Annotated in this window: 23 protein-coding genes and 2 other annotated features; of the genes, 4 read left to right on the plus strand and 19 right to left on the minus strand. The window is 36.4% G+C overall.

Features of this window, described 5'->3' with window-relative positions; all coding sequences use genetic code 11:
- Positions 1–3: 3 nt before the first annotated feature.
- From rplU to RVS70_RS13895, 5 genes are all read right to left on the minus strand, one after another.
- On the minus strand, positions 4–312 hold the full coding sequence (gene rplU / locus RVS70_RS13875) for a 50S ribosomal protein L21 (RefSeq protein WP_026681276.1): 309 nt from the start codon (positions 310–312) through the stop codon (positions 4–6).
- A 16-nt stretch (positions 313–328) separates the two neighbouring features.
- Positions 329–401: a sequence feature (ribosomal protein L21 leader region), on the minus strand.
- Between the two features lie 106 nt (positions 402–507).
- Positions 508–753 carry a hypothetical protein gene (locus tag RVS70_RS13880; protein ID WP_152525421.1) on the minus strand — a complete coding sequence of 82 codons (246 nt, stop codon included), beginning with the start codon at positions 751–753 and terminating at the stop codon, positions 508–510.
- A 38-nt stretch (positions 754–791) separates the two neighbouring features.
- Positions 792–1,154 carry a cupin domain-containing protein gene (locus RVS70_RS13885; protein WP_026681278.1) on the minus strand — a complete coding sequence of 121 codons (363 nt, stop codon included), beginning with the start codon at positions 1,152–1,154 and terminating at the stop codon, positions 792–794.
- A gap of 361 nt (positions 1,155–1,515) precedes the next feature.
- A complete protein-coding gene (locus RVS70_RS13890; protein WP_321133736.1) occupies positions 1,516–2,424 on the minus strand; it encodes a Gfo/Idh/MocA family oxidoreductase in 909 nt (302 codons plus the stop codon).
- A gap of 200 nt (positions 2,425–2,624) precedes the next feature.
- Positions 2,625–3,278: a reverse transcriptase-like protein gene (locus RVS70_RS13895; RefSeq protein WP_026681280.1), complete on the minus strand. Its 654-nt coding sequence runs from the start codon at positions 3,276–3,278 to the stop codon at positions 2,625–2,627.
- A gap of 301 nt (positions 3,279–3,579) precedes the next feature.
- On the opposite strand from RVS70_RS13895, the gene RVS70_RS13900 reads away from it, so the two are divergent.
- Positions 3,580–4,008 (plus strand): S1 domain-containing RNA-binding protein, encoded by a 429-nt coding sequence (locus RVS70_RS13900; protein WP_026681281.1) that lies wholly within the window; start codon positions 3,580–3,582, stop codon positions 4,006–4,008.
- Between the two features lie 499 nt (positions 4,009–4,507).
- Here the strand turns inward: RVS70_RS13900 and RVS70_RS13905 are convergent, their stop codons facing one another.
- The 11 genes from RVS70_RS13905 to RVS70_RS13955 form a co-directional block, all read right to left on the minus strand.
- Complete coding sequence (locus tag RVS70_RS13905; protein WP_034678992.1) at positions 4,508–5,371, minus strand: site-2 protease family protein; 864 nt, start codon at positions 5,369–5,371, stop codon at positions 4,508–4,510.
- Positions 5,361–6,122: a M23 family metallopeptidase gene (locus RVS70_RS13910; RefSeq protein ID WP_026681283.1), complete on the minus strand. Its 762-nt coding sequence runs from the start codon at positions 6,120–6,122 to the stop codon at positions 5,361–5,363. The genes RVS70_RS13905 and RVS70_RS13910 overlap by 11 nt, the downstream gene beginning before the upstream one ends.
- Before the next feature lie 505 nt (positions 6,123–6,627).
- Positions 6,628–7,428 carry a septum site-determining protein MinD gene (gene minD, locus RVS70_RS13915; RefSeq protein WP_026681284.1) on the minus strand — a complete coding sequence of 267 codons (801 nt, stop codon included), beginning with the start codon at positions 7,426–7,428 and terminating at the stop codon, positions 6,628–6,630.
- Entirely contained in the window at positions 7,421–8,110 is a 690-nt protein-coding gene (gene minC / locus RVS70_RS13920; RefSeq protein WP_026681285.1) for a septum site-determining protein MinC, read from the minus strand. Before minC ends, minD begins: the two co-directional genes overlap by 8 nt.
- Positions 8,111–8,156: 46 nt before the next feature.
- Positions 8,157–8,696, minus strand: coding sequence for a rod shape-determining protein MreD (gene mreD / locus RVS70_RS13925; RefSeq protein WP_026681286.1), 540 nt, complete (start codon positions 8,694–8,696; stop codon positions 8,157–8,159).
- Positions 8,696–9,598, minus strand: coding sequence for a rod shape-determining protein MreC (gene mreC, locus RVS70_RS13930; RefSeq protein WP_121605376.1), 903 nt, complete (start codon positions 9,596–9,598; stop codon positions 8,696–8,698). The genes mreD and mreC overlap by 1 nt, the downstream gene beginning before the upstream one ends.
- A 12-nt stretch (positions 9,599–9,610) precedes the next feature.
- Complete coding sequence (locus RVS70_RS13935) at positions 9,611–10,651, minus strand: rod shape-determining protein (protein ID WP_166530559.1); 1,041 nt, start codon at positions 10,649–10,651, stop codon at positions 9,611–9,613.
- 860 nt (positions 10,652–11,511) lie between these two features.
- Entirely contained in the window at positions 11,512–11,865 is a 354-nt protein-coding gene (locus RVS70_RS13940; RefSeq protein ID WP_166530558.1) for a hypothetical protein, read from the minus strand.
- Between the two features lie 288 nt (positions 11,866–12,153).
- A complete protein-coding gene (gene radC / locus RVS70_RS13945) occupies positions 12,154–12,825 on the minus strand; it encodes a RadC family protein (protein ID WP_166530561.1) in 672 nt (223 codons plus the stop codon).
- A gap of 185 nt (positions 12,826–13,010) precedes the next feature.
- The gene (locus tag RVS70_RS13950) at positions 13,011–13,916 is read right to left on the minus strand and encodes an SPOR domain-containing protein (RefSeq protein WP_026681291.1); all 906 of its coding nucleotides are present in this window, start codon (positions 13,914–13,916) and stop codon (positions 13,011–13,013) included.
- A gap of 127 nt (positions 13,917–14,043) precedes the next feature.
- On the minus strand, positions 14,044–15,318 hold the full coding sequence (locus tag RVS70_RS13955; RefSeq protein WP_026681292.1) for a bifunctional folylpolyglutamate synthase/dihydrofolate synthase: 1,275 nt from the start codon (positions 15,316–15,318) through the stop codon (positions 14,044–14,046).
- Positions 15,319–15,380: 62 nt separating this feature from the next.
- On the opposite strand from RVS70_RS13955, the gene RVS70_RS13960 reads away from it, so the two are divergent.
- Together RVS70_RS13960 and RVS70_RS13965 are read left to right on the plus strand one after the other, a co-directional pair.
- Complete coding sequence (locus tag RVS70_RS13960) at positions 15,381–16,286, plus strand: RimK family alpha-L-glutamate ligase (RefSeq protein WP_321133741.1); 906 nt, start codon at positions 15,381–15,383, stop codon at positions 16,284–16,286.
- On the plus strand, positions 16,287–17,153 hold the full coding sequence (locus RVS70_RS13965; protein ID WP_166530556.1) for an ATP-grasp domain-containing protein: 867 nt from the start codon (positions 16,287–16,289) through the stop codon (positions 17,151–17,153). It begins immediately after the preceding gene.
- A 478-nt stretch (positions 17,154–17,631) separates the two neighbouring features.
- Here RVS70_RS13965 and RVS70_RS13970 read toward each other — a convergent pair whose 3' ends face one another.
- Positions 17,632–20,280, minus strand: coding sequence for a valine--tRNA ligase (locus RVS70_RS13970; RefSeq protein ID WP_205388680.1), 2,649 nt, complete (start codon positions 20,278–20,280; stop codon positions 17,632–17,634).
- A gap of 52 nt (positions 20,281–20,332) precedes the next feature.
- Positions 20,333–20,588, minus strand: a binding site (T-box leader).
- A gap of 150 nt (positions 20,589–20,738) precedes the next feature.
- On the opposite strand from RVS70_RS13970, the gene RVS70_RS13975 reads away from it, so the two are divergent.
- Positions 20,739–20,927 (plus strand): hypothetical protein, encoded by a 189-nt coding sequence (locus tag RVS70_RS13975; RefSeq protein WP_026681296.1) that lies wholly within the window; start codon positions 20,739–20,741, stop codon positions 20,925–20,927.
- Here RVS70_RS13975 and RVS70_RS13980 read toward each other — a convergent pair.
- Positions 20,924–21,934 carry a phosphotransferase gene (locus RVS70_RS13980; protein ID WP_026681297.1) on the minus strand — a complete coding sequence of 337 codons (1,011 nt, stop codon included), beginning with the start codon at positions 21,932–21,934 and terminating at the stop codon, positions 20,924–20,926. The genes RVS70_RS13975 and RVS70_RS13980 overlap by 4 nt on opposite strands.
- A 58-nt stretch (positions 21,935–21,992) precedes the next feature.
- Entirely contained in the window at positions 21,993–23,147 is a 1,155-nt protein-coding gene (gene spoVID / locus RVS70_RS13985) for a stage VI sporulation protein D (protein WP_162986453.1), read from the minus strand.
- Between the last annotated feature and the right edge of the window lie 281 nt (positions 23,148–23,428).

Genomic DNA, 23,428 nt, shown 5'->3' on the forward strand with positions numbered 1-23,428 from the left:
TCCTTATGCGTTAATTTTGTCAATTACCAATTTCGTATACGGCTGACGATGGCCTTGTTTACGATGGTAATTCTTTTTTGGTTTATATTTGAATACAGTTACTTTCTTTTGACGACCGTGCTTTGCAACTTTTGCAGTGACTGTCGCACCTTCAACATATGGTGCTCCAACTTTCACGTCATCTCCACCTACGAAAAGAACTTTTTCAAACGTAACAGCTTCATCCTGTTCAGCAGCAACTTTTTCAATGTAGATTTCTTGACCTTCTTCTACTTTGATTTGTTTACCACCTGTTTCAATAATAGCGTACATACTTCTTGCACCTCCTTGATTAACTCAGACTCGCCATACAGGTACTCAACGAAGAGTTTACAACCTGTTCTGCGCGGTTGTAGCACTGGTGCTACGATGAATAACGTATTAATGCTATCATGATAGCTTGTTATTTGTCAAGGAGGCAGAGACAATTTTTGTGTCAATGTAATAGAATATAAGCGATTAAATCGATTATTTCCAAAACAAAGCGATTACTACAATAGAAAATATAATACCAATTAATATAATTAGCGCATTACCTATAATACCTATCTTTTTATAAATGCTTCTTTCACCAAAAAAGGCGACAATAAGACCTAGAGTGGACGCTATTATACCAATAAGCAAGAAATTAGCAATCCCAAATAAAAAAGAAAAATAGGCTGCTAATCCAACTACAAACAAGTAAGTTGAAACCCTACTTAAAACCATTTTCATATCTGTTCTCCTTACAACTTTGTTAATGTCTACTTCGGTTATATCCATACATCATTCTCAGCAGTATATGGTGAAACTGTTTCTCCAGTATTTATAACACCCTTGGGCTCAACAATCATTACATGACATTCCTCTGAAGCAAATGGTTTATGTTCGACACCTCTTGGTATAACGTACATTTCTCCCTTACTAAGATGGACTTCTCCATCACGGAAAGCTATTTTCATCTCACCATCTATGACAATAAACACTTCATCTGTTTCTTTGTGATCATGCCATATAAAATCACCTATGATTTTTACTAGCTTAAACTGATAGTCATTCATCTCAGAAATCACTTTTGGGGACCAATAATCGTTAAACTTTGTCAATTTTTCTTTTATGTTTATTGCTTGATCCATATCACACCTCCTTAGGAGCACAATCTTTATAGAAAAGTAGGTCGTTTTAATGTTTAAACTACGATAACAATTGAACTTCTAAAGCAAACTGTTGAATTCTCTTTTGTCACCACTTAACATTCCATTCTACTTAATGATCGATGATTTTTTAAATATAAAGTGAAACTTCCATCCGTAAGGAGGTTTGTTTATCCCCACGATGGTTAGCACCACAAGGGTTTGACCTAAAGGCCTCTGAACCAATCGGACATTAACTAGCAGTTGATCCCTACTTATCAATAATGGTTTCGTTTTATTGCTTGTAGTGGAGTCTTACTGCCAGTTATATGTGGGATAGATCACTTACAGAGCAAGAAAACGCTCATTTTAATAATTGATCAAGTAGGGCCTGTGATTTTAATCCTTCCTCCCCATCAACTACCGGTTGTTCATCTTGGCGGACGCAATCTATAAAATGACTTACTGCATCCTCAAACCCTCTTTGTTTTACGATGGATTCCCAAGATGATGCACTAGTAGTAGTCACGGCATTTTCTTTTTCAACTTCTGTCACATTCATATTCTTAACACGTATAATTGCTCCATCTACTATAAGCTCAATTTTCTCTAAATTTGTACCTGCACTCCTATGCATTGCTGTCGTCATTGGTTGATTACCAGATTTAAATAGGTGTTGCGTATAGAGAAGCTGGTTTTCCCTATTCACCTGAATATCTCCGTATAATACCTCTAATCGATCAGAGCCAAGCCATCGTACTGTGTCGACTACGTGAAGATAATCATCGAGCATAGTAAATTCAACATTTCCAGGACCAATACTGTTCAATCTGTGCTTTTCGACTCGGATCGAAGCTGCATCCGTTGCGAGCTCTTTTATGGCTACATACATTGGTGCAAAACGACGATTAAATCCAACCATTAGCTTTCTATTATACTTCTTACTTAATTCAACTAATTTCTCAGCTTCCGTCATTGATACTGCTAATGGTTTATCAACATAAACATCTACACCATTAGATAATAACGCAGATACAACCTCATAATGCGAATCTGTAGAGCTATGCACTAACACAGCATCGCATTGATTTGCCAGTTCTGCCATACGATGAAAATCACCAATACGATACTGACCACAGATTTGCTTTCGTTTTTGTTTATTGGGAGAAAATGCACCAACAAATGACCAATCCGTTTCTTTTGCAAGAATTGGTAAATATGCTTTCTGGGCTATAGATCCTAAACCTACCATTCCAATTCGTGGATTATTCAAAAAAACACCTTCATTACAATTTATTTAATACTGCATTAGTTTAACATAATCTCAGCCTTTAGTTTTTCTAAAATCAAGATTTTTCTTATTTAAAGCATAATGAATTTACACGTGAACAGTTGATCAAATCAAAATTGTATTGTACTGGTAATACTCCTTCAAAGAAATTCTCTAATCACTATTATTTTCTGTCTAAATGACTATACTTCTTTCTTGCTAGAAATTTCAATATTTTCTAATGCTTGTGTGGCCAGTCGATCTGCCTCATTATTATTCTTTCGTGGAATAAGTTCATATTGTGGTTCAATAGATTGATACGTTAATTTTGTTTCAATACGACCAGCCCAGCCAGATAGTGTCTTTTCGTAGCATGGCCATTCACCCTTTAACTGATTAATTACAACTTGTGAATCTCCTCTAACGGTTATCTGTAAATGTTGGGCGTCGAGTGACTCCAATTCCTTTAATGCAAAATGAAGTGCGGCATACTCGGCTTCATTGTTTGAATCGAGTTCTCCAACAGTTGCATTTTTTCGAATTCGAAAGGATTTCCCATTCTGTTGATAATAAATCACACATCCCAGACCAGATTTCTTTCTTTGCTGATCAAACCCTCCATCAAAGTAAATGTAAACATCGTGTGGCTCTTCTTCTATCTCTTCAAAATAACGTTTCAATTCCTTTTGTGACCAAGCAATATCTTGGGTATCTATAAATGTTAATTGTTTCACTCGTCCAGTTTTTTCCATGTCGTCTACAAGTAATAAAGCGTCTAATGCTTTCATTTCTTCTGACTGAAAGCTAGTATTAGCTCCCATAGGTGTTTGATAGGTAAATTGTATTCTGACTTTCATAATAATTAATCCCTCTCGTATAGTATATTTGGGCATTAAATGTAATACGTTCACTGAAGAAGTAGCATCTTCCGTACTTAGTAAAGCGATGATGGATCTCTTCTCTTTTAACATACTACCGCAGGTATTATTTTTTTATAACGAGTTCAATCCTAGTATAACCTATTTCATATTTCTTACTGATAGCTTTTGTTTGTGAAAAAATCATGATTTCCATACAATAGACCTATAGCCTACATTGTAATTGAATTCGAAATTTGTTATAATTAATTGCTTTTAAAAGGAATAAGGGGGAACTTTTTTGTCGATTGAAATAGGCAGTAAAGTAAAAGGTAAAGTAACGGGTATCACTAATTTCGGAGCATTCGTAGAACTACCAGATGGTAAGACAGGACTTGTTCACATTAGCGAAGTTGCAGATAGCTATGTGAAAGACGTAAATGACCATTTGAAAGTTGACGACGAGGTAGAAGTTAAAATACTTAGTGAAAACGATGGTAAAGTAGCATTATCTATCAAAAAGGCAATTGAACGCCCTGTCAAGCAACGTTCATCACGTCCTAGTAGCGGACGAAATTCTAATGGATTCCGTTCAGGGAATAAATATAGACCTAAAGAAAGTTTTGAAGATAAAATGGCTAAATTCTTAAAGACAAGTGAAGAAAATTTAGCTACCCTGAGACGTAACACGGATACAAAGCGTGGAGGTAGAGGCGGAAGACGAGGATAGATATTTGCTTATCACATAGATAAAGTGAAACTACATTCAGTGGGGGTTATTTATCTCCTACTGATTGTCAATTGAACCAATCGGACACTCACTGGCAGTCGATCCCAATTACCAATATTGGTTTCACTTTATTGCTTGAAGTAGGGGTATTACTGACAGTTATATGTGTGAAAAAGGCTGAGACAAAAGAATGAAGAAACAATAAAAAACGAACGATAATTATTGAAATTAATTATCATTCGTTTTTTTGATTAGAATCAATCATTTAGCACCTGAAATAAGCGAGACTCCGGCGGGAACAGCACGAGTCCGAATACCCACGTGGTAACGTGTTTTTCTTTACCAAGTTAGCTGCCCGCGGAAAAGCGCGTATAGTTTCACGGTGTGGCGAAGATACCCCTATTGATAATATGATTATTCGTATTTTGAGTAAAGAACTTGTGTTTTGTCCCAGCCTCTTTGTTATGGAAATTTAGTAACTCATGCAAATTCGACTTGCTTATATTAAATTTCTAGCAATTTCTCCAACTGTTTTGTCGTAATGCTTTTCATTAAAATAACTGTGCAAACAAGCGACTTCGTCAATAGATTGACGATAGTTATTTGGGTAAATGATATAAATCGGATGCAGCTTCTCACGATGAAATCGTGAAAACACTTCCAATAATGATTGATCTGAGCTTACACGAATTGGCAAAACCTTTCGAGCAAAACGATTTTTCCCTTCGTAACGCTTTAGCAAGAATCGGAAAAATGCATAATACCTTTGTTTCCATTCCGTTTTATTTTCCATAAATAAAAAGATAAATATAAAAAATGAACTTAATGTAAACGGTAGCGTAATGAGTTGGATGAGCAATAATAAGATGCTGGCAATCATTGAGAATATAATCACTGCATAGTACGCCTTTTTATATGGTACTAACGACGATAAGCATAAAAACAATAATTTCCCACCATCTAATGGCCATAGCGGGAGCAAGTTAAATAAAAGGATAATCGAATTATAATATAAAAACAAATCCATCACTGCTTGAGGTAACATTCCTAAATCTCCAAGAAGGAATAAAACTATAAATAAAATGATGTGCTGAAACGGACCAGCACAGGTGACCAATAGCTCTTCTCGAATTGGTTTACTTCCGTGTTCATCCGTATCCATCACTCCACCAAAGACCCAGAGCATTACCTTGCGAATCCGCCATTTAAAGAAAGTAGCCATCATAAAATGACCCATCTCATGAAAGAAAACAATAAATAATAAGATAGCTAATTCCATAAATGTTCCGGTAAAAAAAGATATGATAATAAATACTAATAGTATTGGATGAAAATGAATATGAGGTAGATAGTTATTGGACATCGTCAACTTTTATCACCTGTACTGGGTCAATGTAATTATTGTCCTTTTCTATTGAAAAAAACACCGTGTCACTTTCTTCATTAGGTGTAAATTGTCCAATCTTCTGATTACCTGAAACATGCTGATATAAATGAACATCAATGTTACTTAAATATCCGTAGGTTGTCTTACTACTATCTGGATGCTGAACAACAATGGTTTTATTAGTTTCACGATCATTTCCAGCGAAGATAACAATTCCTTCCTGTAGTGCCGTAACTTCTGTTTGTCCTTCAGGTGCAATACGTATGCCCGTTCCATTTGTTTGGAAAGATTCTGCTACACTTCCATTTACAGGCATAGCTGCAACTTCTGCCTGTTGTTTACTCTCTTCAGGTACAAATGCTAGAGGACTGCCAAAAGTATCTTGATACCATACATTCACTTTCGCAAAAGGAAACTCTTCTGTTAATACATTGCTTGTCCACTCTTTAGATGATTGTAATCTTGGTGAATCCATCTGCCAAAGTAATGCAACACCCAAAAATAACAATACAGAAAGAATACCTTTCAACATAAACCCCGATACCATTCTATTCTGCCTCTCCCTTGTCATTCCTGAATCAGAAATAACTGGAGCATAGCCATGTTTTTCCTCTTCCTGCAAGATAGGAGGAGTAAACTGTTTTTTCGAACTCCCTGAATAGGGAACTCCTCGAGCCTTCTTACGTTGCTCAATTGATTGGCGCACTTTTTTTATTCCTTTACTCATATTCCTCACAATCCTTCTCATGCATTTGTACAAGTGTATGAGTCAATGAGTCAAGATATGTTAGAAAGTATATAGATGCTAGTAATAAAGTGCAACTCCAATCAGTTGGGGATTTTGTTTATCTCTCACTTACCATTTTTGATTTCACTTTATTGCTTGAAGTGGGTGTTCTACTGCCAGTTATATGTGGGATAAAAAAACTCTGAACTATAATCCAAATATACAAAGTTATATCCAGATAGTAGTTCAGAATCGTTCTTTTTTTGATATGTGATAATTCCTACCGAAAGGAAGTCATACAATGATCCGTTACACCCAGTAGAGGAAATACGCTGGCCTCTTGCAAGTCCAAAAATTAAGCAATTCAGCATAAAGTTAATGTGCAGTGTTAACTAAGGCCGTACACGAGGAAAGCATCCCATATTATAGATATCGATGAAAGAATAACATTACTATTTGTGAATGGAAATTCTCGGTTTAATGATATTCTAACACCAATCAATTATTAAGCGCGCATACCAAAGAACTTCTTCACTTTTTGCATCATACCTTTTTCAGTATCTAGAGACTGTAACGGGACAGTTTCTCCCAATATTCTTCGAGCAATATTTCGATAAGCTATAGAAGCCTTTGTAGTTGGTTGAAAGGCTACTGGTTCTCCTTTATTGGAAGCCTTGATAACTTCATCATCATCAATAACAATTCCAACTAAATCAATAGATAATACCTGCACGACCTCATCTATTTCCAACATATCCCCACTTTTCATCATGTGATTACGAATTCGATTAATTACTAATCGTGGAGGCTCAGCCATCTCCTCTTTCTCTAATAATCCTATTATCCTATCTGCATCTCGTACACTAGATTTCTCAGGTGTTGTGACAACGATCGCTTTATCCGCACCAACAATCGCATTTTGAAAGCCTTGTTCAATTCCAGCAGGACAATCAATTATTATATAATCATACTCTTGTTTTAACTCTGCGATTATTTTCTTCATGCCTTCTGTCGTAACAGCAGACTTATCACTTGTTTGTGCAGCTGGAAGTACAGATAAATAATCAAACCGTTTATCTTTTATTAATGCTTGTTTTAACTTACATCTCTCTTCAATAACATCTACAATATCGTAAATGATTCTATTTTCGAGCCCCATCACTACATCGAGATTTCTTAGACCGATATCTGTATCTATTAAACAAACCTTCTTATCCATAAGTGCTAATGCAGTACCTATATTGGCTGTAGTTGTTGTTTTACCAACTCCACCTTTACCAGATGTAATAACGATCGCTTCACCCATTTTGTATTCTCCTTTCGAATCTGTTTATTTCTTTTCGTCTATGTGAAAGTACTTGTAGTCGATCAATTATAATTTTATCTTTCTCTTCATCTACAAGACCACATTCCATATACACACCATCAGATTCATAGTCTGGAGCACGACTGATATAATCAGCAATTCGCAGCTGACTTGGATTCATAAAAGATGCTGCTATGAATGCTTCTCTATCACCATCAATTCCTGCATGAGCAATTCCTCGTAAATTCCCCATTATGTAAATATTACCTGTCGCGATTACTTTTCCACCGGGGTTCACATCACCCAAAAGCAAGAGATCACCGGTAACATGTAGCACTTGACCTGACCGTACAATACGGTTAATTGCTTTCACCTCACTATTCGTCTGCCACATACGCGCCTCTTCACGTCGGACAACGTCAGATTCAATAGAATGAATAGTGAATCTATTTTTAGCACCAATAACTTGTTTCAACTGTTCTATTTGCTCATCATGTAGATACCGGGTACCTAATTTAACTCTCACTGCAACAATCGGTTCATCCTGCTTTGGACGGCTTTCCTTCATTTTATGATCGAGTTCGAAAATAGCTTTTTCAAACGAACATGTGTCATCAATAAACAGTGTAAGTCCATCTTTCGTGCCTTTCATTGTAATCAATTGTTTTTTTTCCTGTACCACACGTTCACCTCATTCACATAACAAGAGAATCTAGAGCAACCATTTTTTATATTGTATTACTCTTTGTTAATTGCTCTCTTCCCCAAGTAGTAAGTTTTTTTACAACTATTGGATACAGCATTAGTAAAAATACTAAATTAGATCCAATTGTTGGTAGCATTCGATGCATTAAATAAGCTTTCCAAACCATATCCGTTTTCCCTATAACCGTGTATATCAGATGAATGCTAACGTCTGCCAGGGCAATCCCGCATACACCAAGCAACATAGCAACATAAATATTTCCATGTAACAACTTTTTAAAACCATGTACCGCATATATAATCAATGCATAAGAAAACATATAGACACCTAATACATCTGTATATACGATATCGATTAAGAGACCAAATAGTAAAGCATACAACACGGAAAAATACGTTTGATCTTTATCATAAAAAATAGCAATAAACACTAAAAAAATAAGTACCCAATGTGGAACAATAAGCAAGTCACTTGTAAGCAAATTACCAGGCAATAATTCGAGCGCCACACCTTCTAATACTAAGAGCAGGAATAGGATTAAAGGCAAGTATAAACGTTTCATTACTCGCCCTCCTCTTCCGTCGTCTCTTCATCTGTCTTCAAATCTTCTTGAACAGAACGATCTACCACAATCACTTGATTCATATCATACATATTTGCAGCAGGCTCCACCAGTGCTGTTTTGGTTAAACCATATTGATCCGGTACAACCTCTTTCACTGTACCAATTACTAATCCAGACGGGAATACACCGCCCATCCCAGAGGAGATAACGAGCTCTCCTTCTTTTAAATCTTTTTCAGATTCTTCAATAATACGAAAGACGAGACTTTTACTTTCTTTGTCAAATCCTTCAATCATGCCAAAAATATCTTTATCTTTACCTTTTCCGCCTCTAGATACTTTTCCCGAAATACGATTAAATTGATCAAAACCAGTAAGCAATTGCACTGTTGAGGTATTAGGAGATGCCTTAAGGACTTTTCCGATCATACCTTCAGGAGTTCTTACTGCCATATTTGCTTCTACACCATCATTGGATCCTTTATTAATTGTTACTTGTTCAATCCATCTTTCCGGTGACCTTGACATAACCGTAGCTTGGATTGGGGTATAATCTCGAATGTTGTCATCATCCTTCAGATCCAGCGTATTTCTTAAATCCTCGTTCTCTTCTTTTAATTCTTGAACTTCATAAATAAGTCCTTTGTATTCCGCTAACTTCTCTTTGAGTATGCGATTTTCATTGTACGTATCTTTGAAGTCATCAATATTTCCAATGATATCTGTTATAAAATTTATTGGAGCATGAATAATACCTTGTGCCCACCCAACGGTATCATTTACAAACTCTTCAACATTCGTCAGATTTTCTCTATCACGTAGAGAAAATCCAATTAATGCTACGAAAAAAATAAACCCGATTAATAAAATAAATAAACGTTTTTTACGTAAAAAAGACATATAAACACCAACTTATTCTACACTAGGACGAGATGATACATTCGGATGGGAACGGAAATGCTGAATGTATTCTAATGATTTACCTGTACCAATCGCTACACTTTCTAAAGGGTCTTCTGTAATGAATACAGGCATCTTTGTCTCATCACTAATGACTTTATCTATGTTTTTCAGTAGTGAACCTCCACCTGATAGGACGATTCCACGGTCCATGATATCCGCCGCAAGCTCTGGAGGTGTTTTCTCTAACGTACTCTTTACTGCTTCAACGATAGCATCTACTGTATCCTTTAACGAATCAGCAATTTCTTCCGCAGTAATCGTGATCGTTTTTGGTAATCCCGTTAAAAGATCTCTCCCGCGAATATCCATTTCACCTTTAGGAGAATCACTTCCCGCAGATGCTATTTCAAACTTTATCGATTCCGCTGATCTTTCCCCAATCATCAAGCTGTATTGCTTTCGAATATAGCTAGTGATTGCTTCATCCATATCATCTCCAGCAGTGCGAATGGACTGACTGGTAACGACTCCCCCTAAAGAAATAACTGCTACTTCGGTAGTCCCACCTCCGATGTCAACAATCATACTGCCTGTTGGTTCCCATACTGGTAGCCCTGCACCGATCGCTGCTGCAAAAGGTTCGGAAATCGGATAGGCTTCTTTTGCACCAGCTTGCTTTGTTGCATCGATTACAGCACGTTCTTCTACCATTGTAATACCTGAAGGTACACATACCATTACGTTTGGCTTTTTAGCAAAATAAGAGCGATTTTTCATCGCCTTTTTAATATAATATTTCATCATTGTCGCTGTTGTATCATAGTCAGCAATTACGCCATCTTTCATTGGACGGATGACAGAAATATTCCCAGGCGTTCTCCCAATCATATTTCTAGCAGATCCTCCAACCGCTTCAATATCGCCTGTTGCCGTATTTTTTGCTACAACAGAAGGCTCACTTACGACAACACCTTTTCCTTTCACAAAAACTAATGTATTAGCTGTACCCAAGTCTATCCCTAAGTCCTGAGAAAAATTAAATAATCCCAATAAGATCTTCCTTTCCAAATCACAATCATGTGGTTATATGTAACGAATTACAACAATTCATTATTCGCAAAATAAAATTTATCGATTCCAATTATCTCTTTTCACTATGAAAAAGTAAAATATTTTCATCGAAAAGATCAGCGATACATATCACAACACCATTATTTATAGATTATGTACCAGTTTAAACACAAGGTTGCTTGTACCATGTTTTTCCTACTCATGCTAAGCTCAACAAGCGCCACTTTCCATATCTAAATTGAAAAATGGCGCTGAACAATCATTCGTCTATATAATTATACGAAAAAAATTATAAAATAGATAGTGTTATAAATATCATATGTGAGCTTTTTTTGATTTCATGCATCTTCCCTTCAGAAATAGGCAAACAATAAGTGAACTACTCCCATCACTTACCAACCTTATGGGTTGCTTGAAGTGGGGGCTTCTTGGATAATCGCCACTTTTGGTAGCTGACAAAATGGACCAAGCTAACCCTCTTGTTCCAAGAGTTTATATTTTCATTAGGCACTTGATGAATTTCGATCATTCACTGTTGGGTTGTGCTTTGAACAAAAAAGGAAAAAAAGCCTTTGGGCTGTCGCCCAACCGAAATTCATCTCCCCCCCTTACCGTTGGGCTACGCTCTTCACACGCTTGAAGATGGAGACTTCTTTCGGAAGTACGTTAAATTATTAATTTTGAAATACTCTTTTTAATTGTTCCTATTTATACAAGCTCATTCGTATACATTTTAAGCTTTAACTGCTTTACCAATAATTCAAAGAAGCGCTGTGAATGATAAACGAGAGCTTGTAGTAAAACGTCCTCGCTGACAATTAATGAATTATTATCTATCGTTAATCTTGTTTTACTGCCTCATATTTTTCTAGTTTTACACCAATTGGTTGACTAGGATAATAAAAAGCAGCAATTCCTTCTTCCAAGTATTCTTCCATCGCATTTAAGTAATAACCATATAAAGAAGGGAGATCATCAAAAATGGGTAACTGGCCAATTTCCTTGTAACTTGAAGTAAATGCGATTCCCCCTTCTATCAATAAAATTCCGCTTTCTATATATTTTTTTCTGTTGGCTTTCATGAGTGTTACGAGAGATTCGGTATTAAATCCGCCAATATAAGCATTAGGATTTTTAATCAGATCGTCTAAATCATATACTTGCTCTTTAAGATAAAAATCTTTTATGTCCACGATCACTCCACCTCTTTTTGCTTCACATCACATTTTGTTTTGTACACGTTACTAATTCCTAATATCGCTATCCATCTATATTTTGTTTAGCCTAAGCTAGGGCGACTATTCTTACGTTGAAAAAATCCAATGAACATACCCATGCAAAAGAAAAAACTTCAAAAAAGTATAATCATATGGAAACATCAGTAGTCTTATTTAATTTTTGTGTATTTATGGGAAATGGTGAATTCGCATATAACGATTTTTTAACTTTACAATAAGGATACTCATCGTGTAGACATACAATTATATATACCCTTTTTCTTTTAAAGAGACATATTTTCGATCACCAATCACTAAATGATCGATTAATTCAATCCCTATCATTTTACCACATTCAACCAATCTTCTCGTTACATGGATATCTTCTTGGGAAGGAGTGGGGTCCCCTGAAGGGTGGTTATGAATAACAATGATGGAGGCTGCAGAGCGTTTGACAGCTTCACGAAATACTTCCCTAGGATGGACGATAGAGGCATTGAGGCTACCTATAAAAATAGTTTGTTTGTGAATAATTTGATTTTTCGTATTCAAAAATAATGTTACAAAATGTTCTTGATTTAACCCTCTCATTTCTTCCATTACATATTCTGCTCCATCCTCAGGAGAGCGAATAACATGCCTTTCATCAGATCTATATATATGCATTCGCTTGCCTAGCTCTACAGCAGCTAAAATCAACACCGCTTTTGCCGTACCAATTCCTCTAATAGCAATAAGTTCTTCAATAGTAGCATCACTTAATAACTTTAATCCTTCAAAATGCATCAATAATCGATTCGATAAAGCCAATACGGATTCTTGTCTAGTACCGCTTCCTAAAATAATAGCTAGTATTTCCGCATTAGATAAATGACTGGAGCCTGATTTTATAAGTCGTTCTCTTGGTCGATCATCCTTTGGCACATTTTTTATCATAATAGGCGAAATAGTTGTCAATATAGATCATCCTCTTCTCTAAGATAACTCTATCTTACAAAAGAGATGTATCGACGTACAAATCAGCATTATTCCAATTTTGCTATACGATGAACTCCTATAATGGGATTTTCCATTAGAGTAAATTCTGTTTCTATTATTAACCAAATTGATAATTAATTAAATCAATTATTAAATGTAGTTCCAAATGTCTTCCATAGCTCCATCAGTAACGCCTTCTTTTGCAGTGCTTCAGCTTGTCCTGCTTTTTCTAATACTTGTTGAGTGGACTGATACAATTCTTTTAGCTGCTCACTATCCTTTGGATAAGCTTTCAGAAGTGAATCCCATGTGTTCTTTTCAAATTCACCAGATTCTAGTGTATCCTTCCATGTCTTAATAAATGATTGTGCCCAACTGTTTTCATCCCTTGTTAAGTCTGTAGTAATATTTCCTGTAGACCACTCTTTAACATAAATATCGTCCATGTCTGTATCAACTAATCCCTGTTGTAATTGTTCTGCCTGCGTTTCAGTGGTAGCAGCTGCTATAAACAGGAAATACTGATCCCCTCTCTCCCATATAGTGACAGGAACCCCTCTGTCTCGGTATGAACCAGCACGCGCATCAGCATTTGCCTTTTCTGAAAAAACACCACCTTGAAGTACATATGCCCTTATTTCATCTAGACGAACAGAAGATGCAGAACGATCAGCTTGTTTATCATTATCTTGATCGTCGTCGTTAGTTACAGCTGCTGAAGAATTCTGATTACCGCTCATATGATTATCATCCTCAATCATGATAAACATATTTAGCATCATTATTCCTAAGAAGGATCCAATGACTAATGCTGACAATACAGAAAGTATAGCAGGCTTAAACTCCTTCCACTTTCTTTTATGCATCGCAAATTTAGAAGGTTTTGTATCTGATACCCTTGTATAAGGCGGAATTTTTTCATCTTCTGAATCGGATAATGCAGCAGCCTGTTCATTCCTTCCTGAAGGAATTTCTCTATTCTTATTGACATAAAGCTTAACTTGTTTACCATTTTCCCATACTGTGATCTTTCTTTTATTTTCGTCCATTGTCTTTACCTCCCTGCTGCTAGATTTACCTTCAACTCTAGCATATAGACCGTAAAAAGTAAGACGAATTCTGTCACCTTATTAAAGAATCGTTCAACATAAATTTTATAAGAACAGCATATGAATGTTATTGTTTTTTAAGAAAAGACCGAACTAATGAAATGAAATACAAGGAGCCAGATATAAAATATACAGTATGTGATTGTTCCATTTGGCGTATTGCCTCTTGCCAATTTAGCTCGATATGAAAGTCACTCTCATAGTTTCTTAATTCAGATACCTGCATTGCACGTGGATGATCAAACGTCGTTAAGCTAATTGTTGTAAAATGATTTTCTATTTGTTTTAGCATTTTATCAATTTCTTTATCTTTAAACGCAGAAAATAATAGATGTCGTTTGCAGTTACTAAAATTTTCTTCTACTGTGTTTATAAATGCTTCCATTCCCGCCGAGTTATGGGCGCCATCCACAATAGTTAAGGGCTGTTTTCTAACTATCTCAAATCTTCCCATTACCATGACATGAGTAAACGCCTCTTCTACTTTATTCATATCTATATTAAAGCCAGCTTCCATTCTATTTAACAGTTGAAGAGCCATTGCAGCTATTGATGCATTCGCTTTTTGGTGTTCCCCCATCATGTTAATCCAAAATTGGAATGTATCTCCCCCCTTTTCCCACCAATTTATGCGATGGTTATATGCAGTAGATTCTGAACGATAGAAAAAATGATGACCTAGTCGATATATAGGAGCTTGCTTCAACATAGCTTCTTTATTGACAACTTTTGTCGCATCTTCTATTAGTTCACCTGTAATGACTGGTATTGTTGATTTTATTATACCTGCTTTATGATAAGCAATTTCACGTATTGTGTCCCCTAGAAATGCAGTATGATCTTTCGCTATATTTGTTATAATGGACATCAGAGGCTGTACACAATTTGTGGTATCTTCTCTACCACCCATCCCAGTTTCTATTAAAGCAAGGTCCGTATGCTGTTCAAAATAAACAAAAGCAATAGCTGTCAGAATTTCAAATTCTGTCGGATGCATGTTCATATTATCTAATTTTACTACTGCTGGATATACCTTTTGCCATATAGTGAGAAAATCATGTTCTGAGATTGTTCTATCTCCCAATAAGATATATCCTCGTAGGCCAGTTAAACTAGGAGATGTAAAGATTCCCACTTGATAATTGTTAGCTTGTAAACCTTGTTTTATAAATTCTAATGTCGAACCTTTTCCGTTCGTACCAGCAATATGAATCGCATTAAAATTATGCTGAGGTTGATTCAGTAATATAAGTAGTTTTTCCATTCGTTCGAGTCCGGGCTTTATCCCTAAATTAATTCTATTTGCTAAAAAGTCTTCAACTTGTTGAATTTCTTGAAACATAAGCACACCACTCTCATGAAATAAATTTACCTATAACAGTATAGCAGAAAGGACAAATAAACATGCAGTTACACGGCTGGATAATTTACAATGGAAGTTTACCTGGAAAGAAGTTTCTTGACTTTGCCGAATGGATTCAACGAGCAGCCATTCGAAAAGGTGGTACAGCAACTATATATAAGAATAGCGAATTATTGTCATATCTTAATACAGAGAATCTTAGTTTATTAAAAGACGAGCGTGTACCATTACCGAATTATGTTTTATTTGCGGATAAAGATGTTTATTTAGCAAGGCAGCTCGAATTACTCGGCTTACGAGTCTTTAATCGAGCAGAAGCAATAGCTGTGAGTGATGATAAAATTGCAACATATCAACAGTTAGCAATAAAGAAGCTACCTATTCCTAGAACCATTATTGCACCAAAGACATTTTTTTCTGAGGAACCAACTGAGTCGGTGATGCAGACAGCAGTTGATACATTTGGTTTTCCTATGATTGTGAAGGAAGCCTTCGGGTCATTCGGTCAACAAGTGTATCTGATCGAAACCAAAGAGCAATTATTACATAGACTTCAGCAAATAGATGGAAAGCCATATATGTTTCAAGAATTTATCTCTACAAGTTACGGAAAGGATTTGCGACTACACGTAGTAGGTAATCACGTGGTGGCGGCGATGAGAAGGCAGGCAGTAAATGATTTTCGTGCTAATGTATCAGCAGGAGGATCAATGGAAGCCTATAAGCCGTCTGAATATGAAACGAAGATAGCAGTTGCTGCCACAAAAGCGATTGGAGCAGATTTTGCTGGTGTCGATTTGTTATTTGGCCCTGATCAATCTCCCATTATTTGTGAGATTAATTCAAATGCACATATCCGTAATATATATGATTGTACGAACATTAATGTAGCAGATTATATTATCGATTATATTTACAAGTCATGTGGTGACAATGGAGGCAAGTAAATGAGTAAAGGTTGGTTAATCTACAGTAAAAAGGACATTGACGTAAACCAATCCTATATAAATTGGTTTATCAAAGAAGCATCGTATCAATCTATTCAATTAGAACTCATAATAAGAGAAGATATAACAGCAGGAATTATTAATAATGCACGCACCGTGCGAGTAAATGGATTTCCCATTACAAAGCCTGAATTTGCTATTGTTCGAACTATTGACCCATTGCTTAGCCTTCATTTAGAGGCATGTGATATTACTGTTTTTAATTCATCTTCTATTTCAAGAATTTGTAATGATAAGGCGTTAACGCATCATCATATGCACAATTTACGTATCCCAATGGTAGATACCCTTTACTCGAAGAAGCAGTATTTAACAGATACCCCTCCATTAGCCTATCCTTTTATCATCAAGGAAACAGCAGGAAGAGGCGGAAAACAAGTTTTTTTAATTGAAAACGATCAACAATATACCTCCATTAGCCAAGTATTAGCTAATACGGAGCTTATTGTTCAACCTAGTACGGTAGAGCATGGAAAAGACATTCGTGTCTTTATAGTAGGAAAGGAAATTATTGCAGCTGTAAAACGGGAAAACGACAAAGACTTTCGTGCCAATTTTAAACTCGGAGGCTCTGCTAGCTTATATGACTTGAGTGATAAGGAACGTTCTATGATTCAATCAATTGTTAATCACTTTGATTTTGGTATGGTAGGTATTGATTTTTTGATCAGTTATAATGGAGAACTCCTATTTAATGAAATTGAGGATATCGTCGGCTCACGGACATTAAGTAAAGTTAGTGATATCAATATTTTGCGAACGTATATGACTTATATTAGACGAAAGATATCGAATAATATAGATTAGATCTAATCTACATACTTAGAACGAAAGCGCAATCGTCTGATTAGAAACGTAGCGAATGTAGGGATTTAACGGTGATAAAGGAATCAAGGTGAGCTTGTGAGCCGATGATAATCTATCATAGGTTAATTCGTGAAGTCGCCTAGTTTCTGGGCGCTGGAGCTTGACGAGGCTCAACACGCCCATGTTTATCCACATGGGTTTCCTAGACAAAAAGAAAACTAGCCTGCTTTGTTAAACCTAAGCAAAGCCGAACTATGATTCGAAATGTTTTTTGGTTAGCATTCGAATTAGTTCGGCTTTAGCTGATTCTAAACTGCGGATATTAACTGTGACTGAAACTGTCTATATATTTTTCATTCGCTGTATGAAGCTTCTCTCCAACATTTGCTATAAAGCCAGTCTTTTATAGCTTTATTCCTGCTATTTCTTCGGATTTGAAAATGGTATTTAAGTTACATTTTATCCACAAAGAAATAGTTTAACCTTTTAGTTCTTCGAGCCTTGCTCTAACTTTTGCTTGTTTATCAAGATAATCCTTCTCTTTTTGTCTCTCTTCTTCTACAACGGCCTGTGGTGCTTTATTTACAAATCCTTGATTACCAAGCTTTTTCTGCACACGTTCAACTTCTTTTGTCCACTTCGTTAATTCTTTTTCTAAGCGATCAATCTCTTTATTAAAATCAATTAATCCCTCAAGTGGGAAATAAAGTTCTGCACCAGTAACTACAGCAGACATTGCTTTTTCAGGAACTGAAATATTTGTTGCAATAATAAGCTTATTTGGATTACAGAAGCGTTCCAAATAATCACGATGTTTCTCTAATTCATCAACGATCTTCTGATTCTCTGCTTGAATCAATATGTTAATTTGTTTTGACATCGGTGTATCTACTTCCGCTCGAATGTTACGAACTGATTTAATAATTGATACAAGTCGTTTCATTTCTTGAGATGCTTTTTCGTCATGAAATGCTTGGTTTACTTCTGGCCATGTAGCAATGGTAATAGAGTCTCCTTGATGAGGAAGCTGTTGCCAAATTTCCTCTGTGATGAATGGCATATATGGATGCAACATTCGCATGGTTTGATCTAATACATGAGCAAGTACTGACTGCGTCATCTTCTTCTTCACATCATCTTCGCCATACAATGGTAGCTTAGCCATCTCGATATACCAGTCACACAATTCATCCCAAATAAAGTTATAGAGATGACGTCCAGCTTCTCCAAACTCGTATTTATCGGTATTCTTGGTAACCTGCTCAATCGTTTCATTTAACCGTGTAAGAATCCACTTATCGGCAAGGGATTTCTCACCAGATAAATCTATATCTTCATAGGTGAATCCATCTAAGTTCATTAAAGAGAATCGCGAAGCATTCCAAACCTTATTTGCGAAATTCCAAGTAGCTTCTACCTTTTCCCAATGGAAGCGTAAATCCTGCCCTGGGGTTGAACCAGTAAGTAAGAAGTAACGTAACGAATCAGCGCCATATTTCTCAATTACATCCATCGGATCAACACCATTACCTAGTGACTTACTCATCTTTCTCCCTTCAGCATCCCGAATTAAACCATGAATTAACACATCTTCAAATGGTTTTTGATTTGTGAATTGCTTTGATTGAAAAATCATCCTTGCTACCCAGAAGAATATAATATCATACCCAGTAACAAGAACTCCTGTAGGGAAATAACGTTTAAAGTCCTCTGCATTCGTATCCGGCCATCCCATTGTCGAAAAAGGCCATAAGGCAGATGAAAACCAAGTATCTAAAACGTCCTCATCCTGCTCCCAATTTTCTAAGTCCTCAGGTGCTTCCTTCCCAACATAGATTTCATTTGTTTCCTTATGATACCAAGCAGGAATCCGATGCCCCCACCAAAGCTGGCGAGAAATACACCAATCACGTATATTTTCCATCCAATTAAGATACGTCCGTTCAAATCGCTTTGGAACGAAATTCACTTTATCCTCTTGTTGCTGTAAATCAATAGCAGCATCTGCTAATGGCTGCATATTAACAAACCATTGAGTGGATAAATACGGCTCTACCACTGCACCGCTTCGTTCAGAATGCCCAACTTGATGCGTATGATCTTCAATTTCAAAAAGAATACCCTGGTCTTGAAGGTCTTTAACAATCTGCCTTCTGCACTCAAATCGATCTAAACCTTCATAACTTCCCGCATTTTCATTCATAGTGCCATCTTCATTCATAACTAATACACGCTCTAGGTTATGTCGATTACCAATTTCAAAATCGTTTGGATCATGTGCAGGAGTTATTTTGACGGCACCGGAACCAAACTCCATATCTACATATTCATCTGCAACAATCTCTATTTCCCTGCCAACAATTGGTAGGATCACTTTTTTTCCAATTAAATGAACGTAGCGCTCATCGTTTGGATGAACAGCAACAGCCGTGTCTCCTAACATCGTCTCCGGACGTGTAGTGGCAATCTCAATGGTTTCTTCACTGTCTTTTATTGGATAACGCATATGGTAAAACTTACCATTAATTTCTTCATAAATAACTTCAATATCGGAAAGAGCAGTTTTGGTTTGTGGATCCCAATTAATAATATACTCTCCACGGTAAATAAGTCCTTTTTCGTATAGCTTTACAAATACCTCTTTTACAGCATCAGATAATCCATCATCAAGCGTAAACCGCTCGCGCGAATAGTCTAAGCCCAGTCCTAATTTCTCCCATTGGGAACGAATGAAATCGGCATATTCTCCTTTCCATTCCCAAGCTTTTGCTAAAAATTTTTCTCTACCTAGTTCATAGCGATTTGTTCCTTGTTCTTTCAATTTGGCTTCTACTTTAGCCTGTGTTGCAATACCTGCATGATCCATACCGGGTAGCCACAGGACATCATACCCTTGCATTCGTTTCATACGTGAAATCGTATCCTGCATAGTTGTATCCCATGCATGGCCTAGATGCAATCTTCCGGTTACATTTGGTGGTGGAATAACAATTGAATATGGCTCTTTTTCCGGATCATTGGTTGCTTCAAAATACTTTCCTTCCAACCAAAATTGATACCTACCCTGTTCTACTTCCTTGGGATTATATTTTGCCGAGAGGGAAGTTTTTGTTTCCTTTTCACTCATCATAACGCCTCCTATAACTGTTTGCTACGACAAAAAGCCCTTTTCATCCTACTTAAAGGACGAAAAGGGCATACTTTCCGTGGTACCACCTTTGTTTACACGCTCCATTGGAGCTGTGCACACTTCATTCATTGATAACGGTAACTAAACGGTTACCGGCTTCTTCTACTTATGCTTTTTAGCATGTGTTCAAAGAAGCTGCATCACGGGCGACCTTCCAACATAATCTTACCAAGGAAATTTTCAGCCACTGATTTCCCTCTCTTCTTTGGCAATTATCTTGTACTCTTCCCATTCAGCGCATTTTCAAGATCATTTTCAAGTAATAGCTTTATTTTATATAGTATAAGTCATTTCGTCAACTATTTTTACCAGTTTTGCACAAATACATGATATCTATACATAGTATATAGAACAATCACAAAAAAACTTAGCGTTTCGAAAGCGAGGTGAAAACGGTGGCACGATATTACCGTTATCGACTCCCTCCATGGGCTAGAACCTGTATTATTGTTATCGAAAGAGTTACCTTGCCAATATTAATTTTCCAATTAATACGTACATTGTTCTTCCCTACAACCTTTGATGTATTTTTATTAGGCTTAATCGTAGGTATATTTATCGCCTTTTATTTGGAATGGATTTAGCTTTCTAAATCGTCCAAATCAAGGGTATCGTATTCTTTTTCCACATATGCTGACAAGCGTAGACCAAATAGTATTCTTCTAAATATGTGTTGTAATGGTATAATTTGATCAATCATTGTTTTTGATGATTGATCATGCTCTTCTACTAACTGTATATATGGAGCAGGGTCGAGAACCTGTATAATTAACATATATAGTTCTTTATTCGTTAGTTTATTTTCATTCATATAGCTATCAAATTCATCTAAGAAAAGGTCAACAGGAGCATCATAATGCACCGTTTCAGATTTATAGAATTGGGATAAATCGAATGGGGCATATTCGTATCGCGCCTTATCCCAATTTATAAGATACATCTGCTCCGGTGATACGATAACATGTGAGGAATTCAAATTACCATGACACAAGCTATAATTCCACTGTTCTTGCTGCTCCTGCTCATTTATCAACTGGTCAATTCTTCGATTGGATTCTTGTAAACTAAAATCGATGTCACGAAAATGTGTACAAACGAGAAGTTCAAAGGGAGACATATAGTGTTTAGCTTCAAATTGTTCCACAAAAAACAACAATTTCTTTTGAAGTGCTTCACATTGCTTCTGATACCCCCGAAAGTTCTGTACGAATGAATCTGTGTCTACAGTTCGAGTTCTCTTTGTCTTCACATGTATATGACCAAGATGACGATAAAAGTTTCCTATCGTATATTTATCAAAAGATGAAAGGGCATTCCCTCTCCAAGGAGATAAATAATAAACCGTTCCTTCATAGATTTCATAAATATTCCCTTCTCTTGTTAAAAAAACAGGAAGAATCGTATGAAGGTTTTGCGTATATGCCTCCTGATATACGTTCTCCCACATAGCCATATCATCAGGTGAAAGCTGACTTTGCTTTAACGCAAACTGTTGCTGGCCATCTTGTACCTTATATAATTTTTCAGTTTCATTTTCTATGTAAAAAGGTTGCACCGAATAGGCATGTAGCACAGCCTTTAAGTCATCCACTTTTTCGTTCACCACCTAATACTGGAAAACCCCTTGACTTAATCGCAAGGGGCAGCATTTATTTTTTCTTATATGGAATATATAATAACTGACCTTCTGTCACATCATAGTCATCATCTAACTGGTTTTGTTTTATTAATTGTAACGCCGAAATTTGATAACGTTCTGCAATAGAATCTATCGTATCCTTCTCTTGAACAATACAGAGTCTCATACGAGCAAATTGATCCACATCAGATTCCCTAAACATATCAGATAAGTAGCCAACATCTTGTACTTGATCTGTTGTATCACGATTATCAGAGCTTTCATGAATTTCGGGAGTGTGCGATGATTCCAGCCAATCATCTGATGTATCATCCACTTCCACCTCTTCATCATGGGAGGAGGATTCTTCAGGTGAGTCAGTTCCAAAGAATTCTGCTAATGATTTTGATTCTTTATATTTCCACCTGTCATCCTCTTCCTGCCCTGCTTTTTCCGTATCATTTGTCTTCTGTTCTATCGAAGCTTCTATTTCTACTTCTTGTGACTCTTCTTCTCTATCTTCTACTACCTGTTTTGACTCTTCTTCTCTATCTTCCACCACTTGTTCTGATTCCTCTCGTTCAGCAGAAAGTATCGGTAAATCGGGTGGTGCCAAATGATCATTGATGGATTCATTTTCTTCAGGGTCTTTGATTTCGAATTGAAAACTATCTGCCTCTTCATTATTCTCCGCATCATTTCCCCAGTCAGAAGTGTATGCATCCCTTTCTGTAACTGTCTCCTCAACTTGTTCACTTTCATTGACACCGTGTATTTCAATTGTTGAATACAAGCGGAACAATGACGGGTTAGGAAGTTCATAATCAAAAGTTTGAATAAAGACACTTACGTCGTTTAAATCTGCAACTCTGTTTGCCGGCACAGAAATTTCCACAGGAAAACGGTGTGAAAAAGCTGCTATATCTTCATCTAAATCTTCAACCACCTCTACATATCGTTTCGATTGCAAGTTTTCTGTTTCAATCGATTCTTCTGCCTCCTGAATGGTTTTTTGATAATCTCCTTTAAGCTCAATTACACCTCTTATGGAAATATACTCATTAAATGAATGTATGGAAATATCCGGCTCTAGCGAAACTCCTCTCATTTCATTAACTTCCTGTCCTTTTTCAAAATAGAGCGTTTCATTCAGCTCAAAACTGAAAACCGGTCGATCCTTAGACAATTCTCTTCCTCCTTTCAGCATATCCACGGCATATGATTATATGTCTTAATTATCTATATGAACAGTTTTATTCGGATATGCTTCCTATATAAATTTAGATAAATCCATACAATAATGTTTATGAACAGACTTTTGTTATTACACTGCCCTTTTAATAAGAAAAACGGAGCAAAATTCGCTCAGTCCTTATCACTAAATGCTCAGATTTACGCTTCCTCTAGTAGCTATTATGGAATAATAGCTACTGCTTGACCACCACTCCGGCTGCCCACTTCCCTTTC

The organism is Virgibacillus sp. M23, from assembly GCF_034190895.1.
Taxonomy (GTDB): Bacteria; Bacillota; Bacilli; order Bacillales; family Amphibacillaceae; genus Virgibacillus; species Virgibacillus salarius.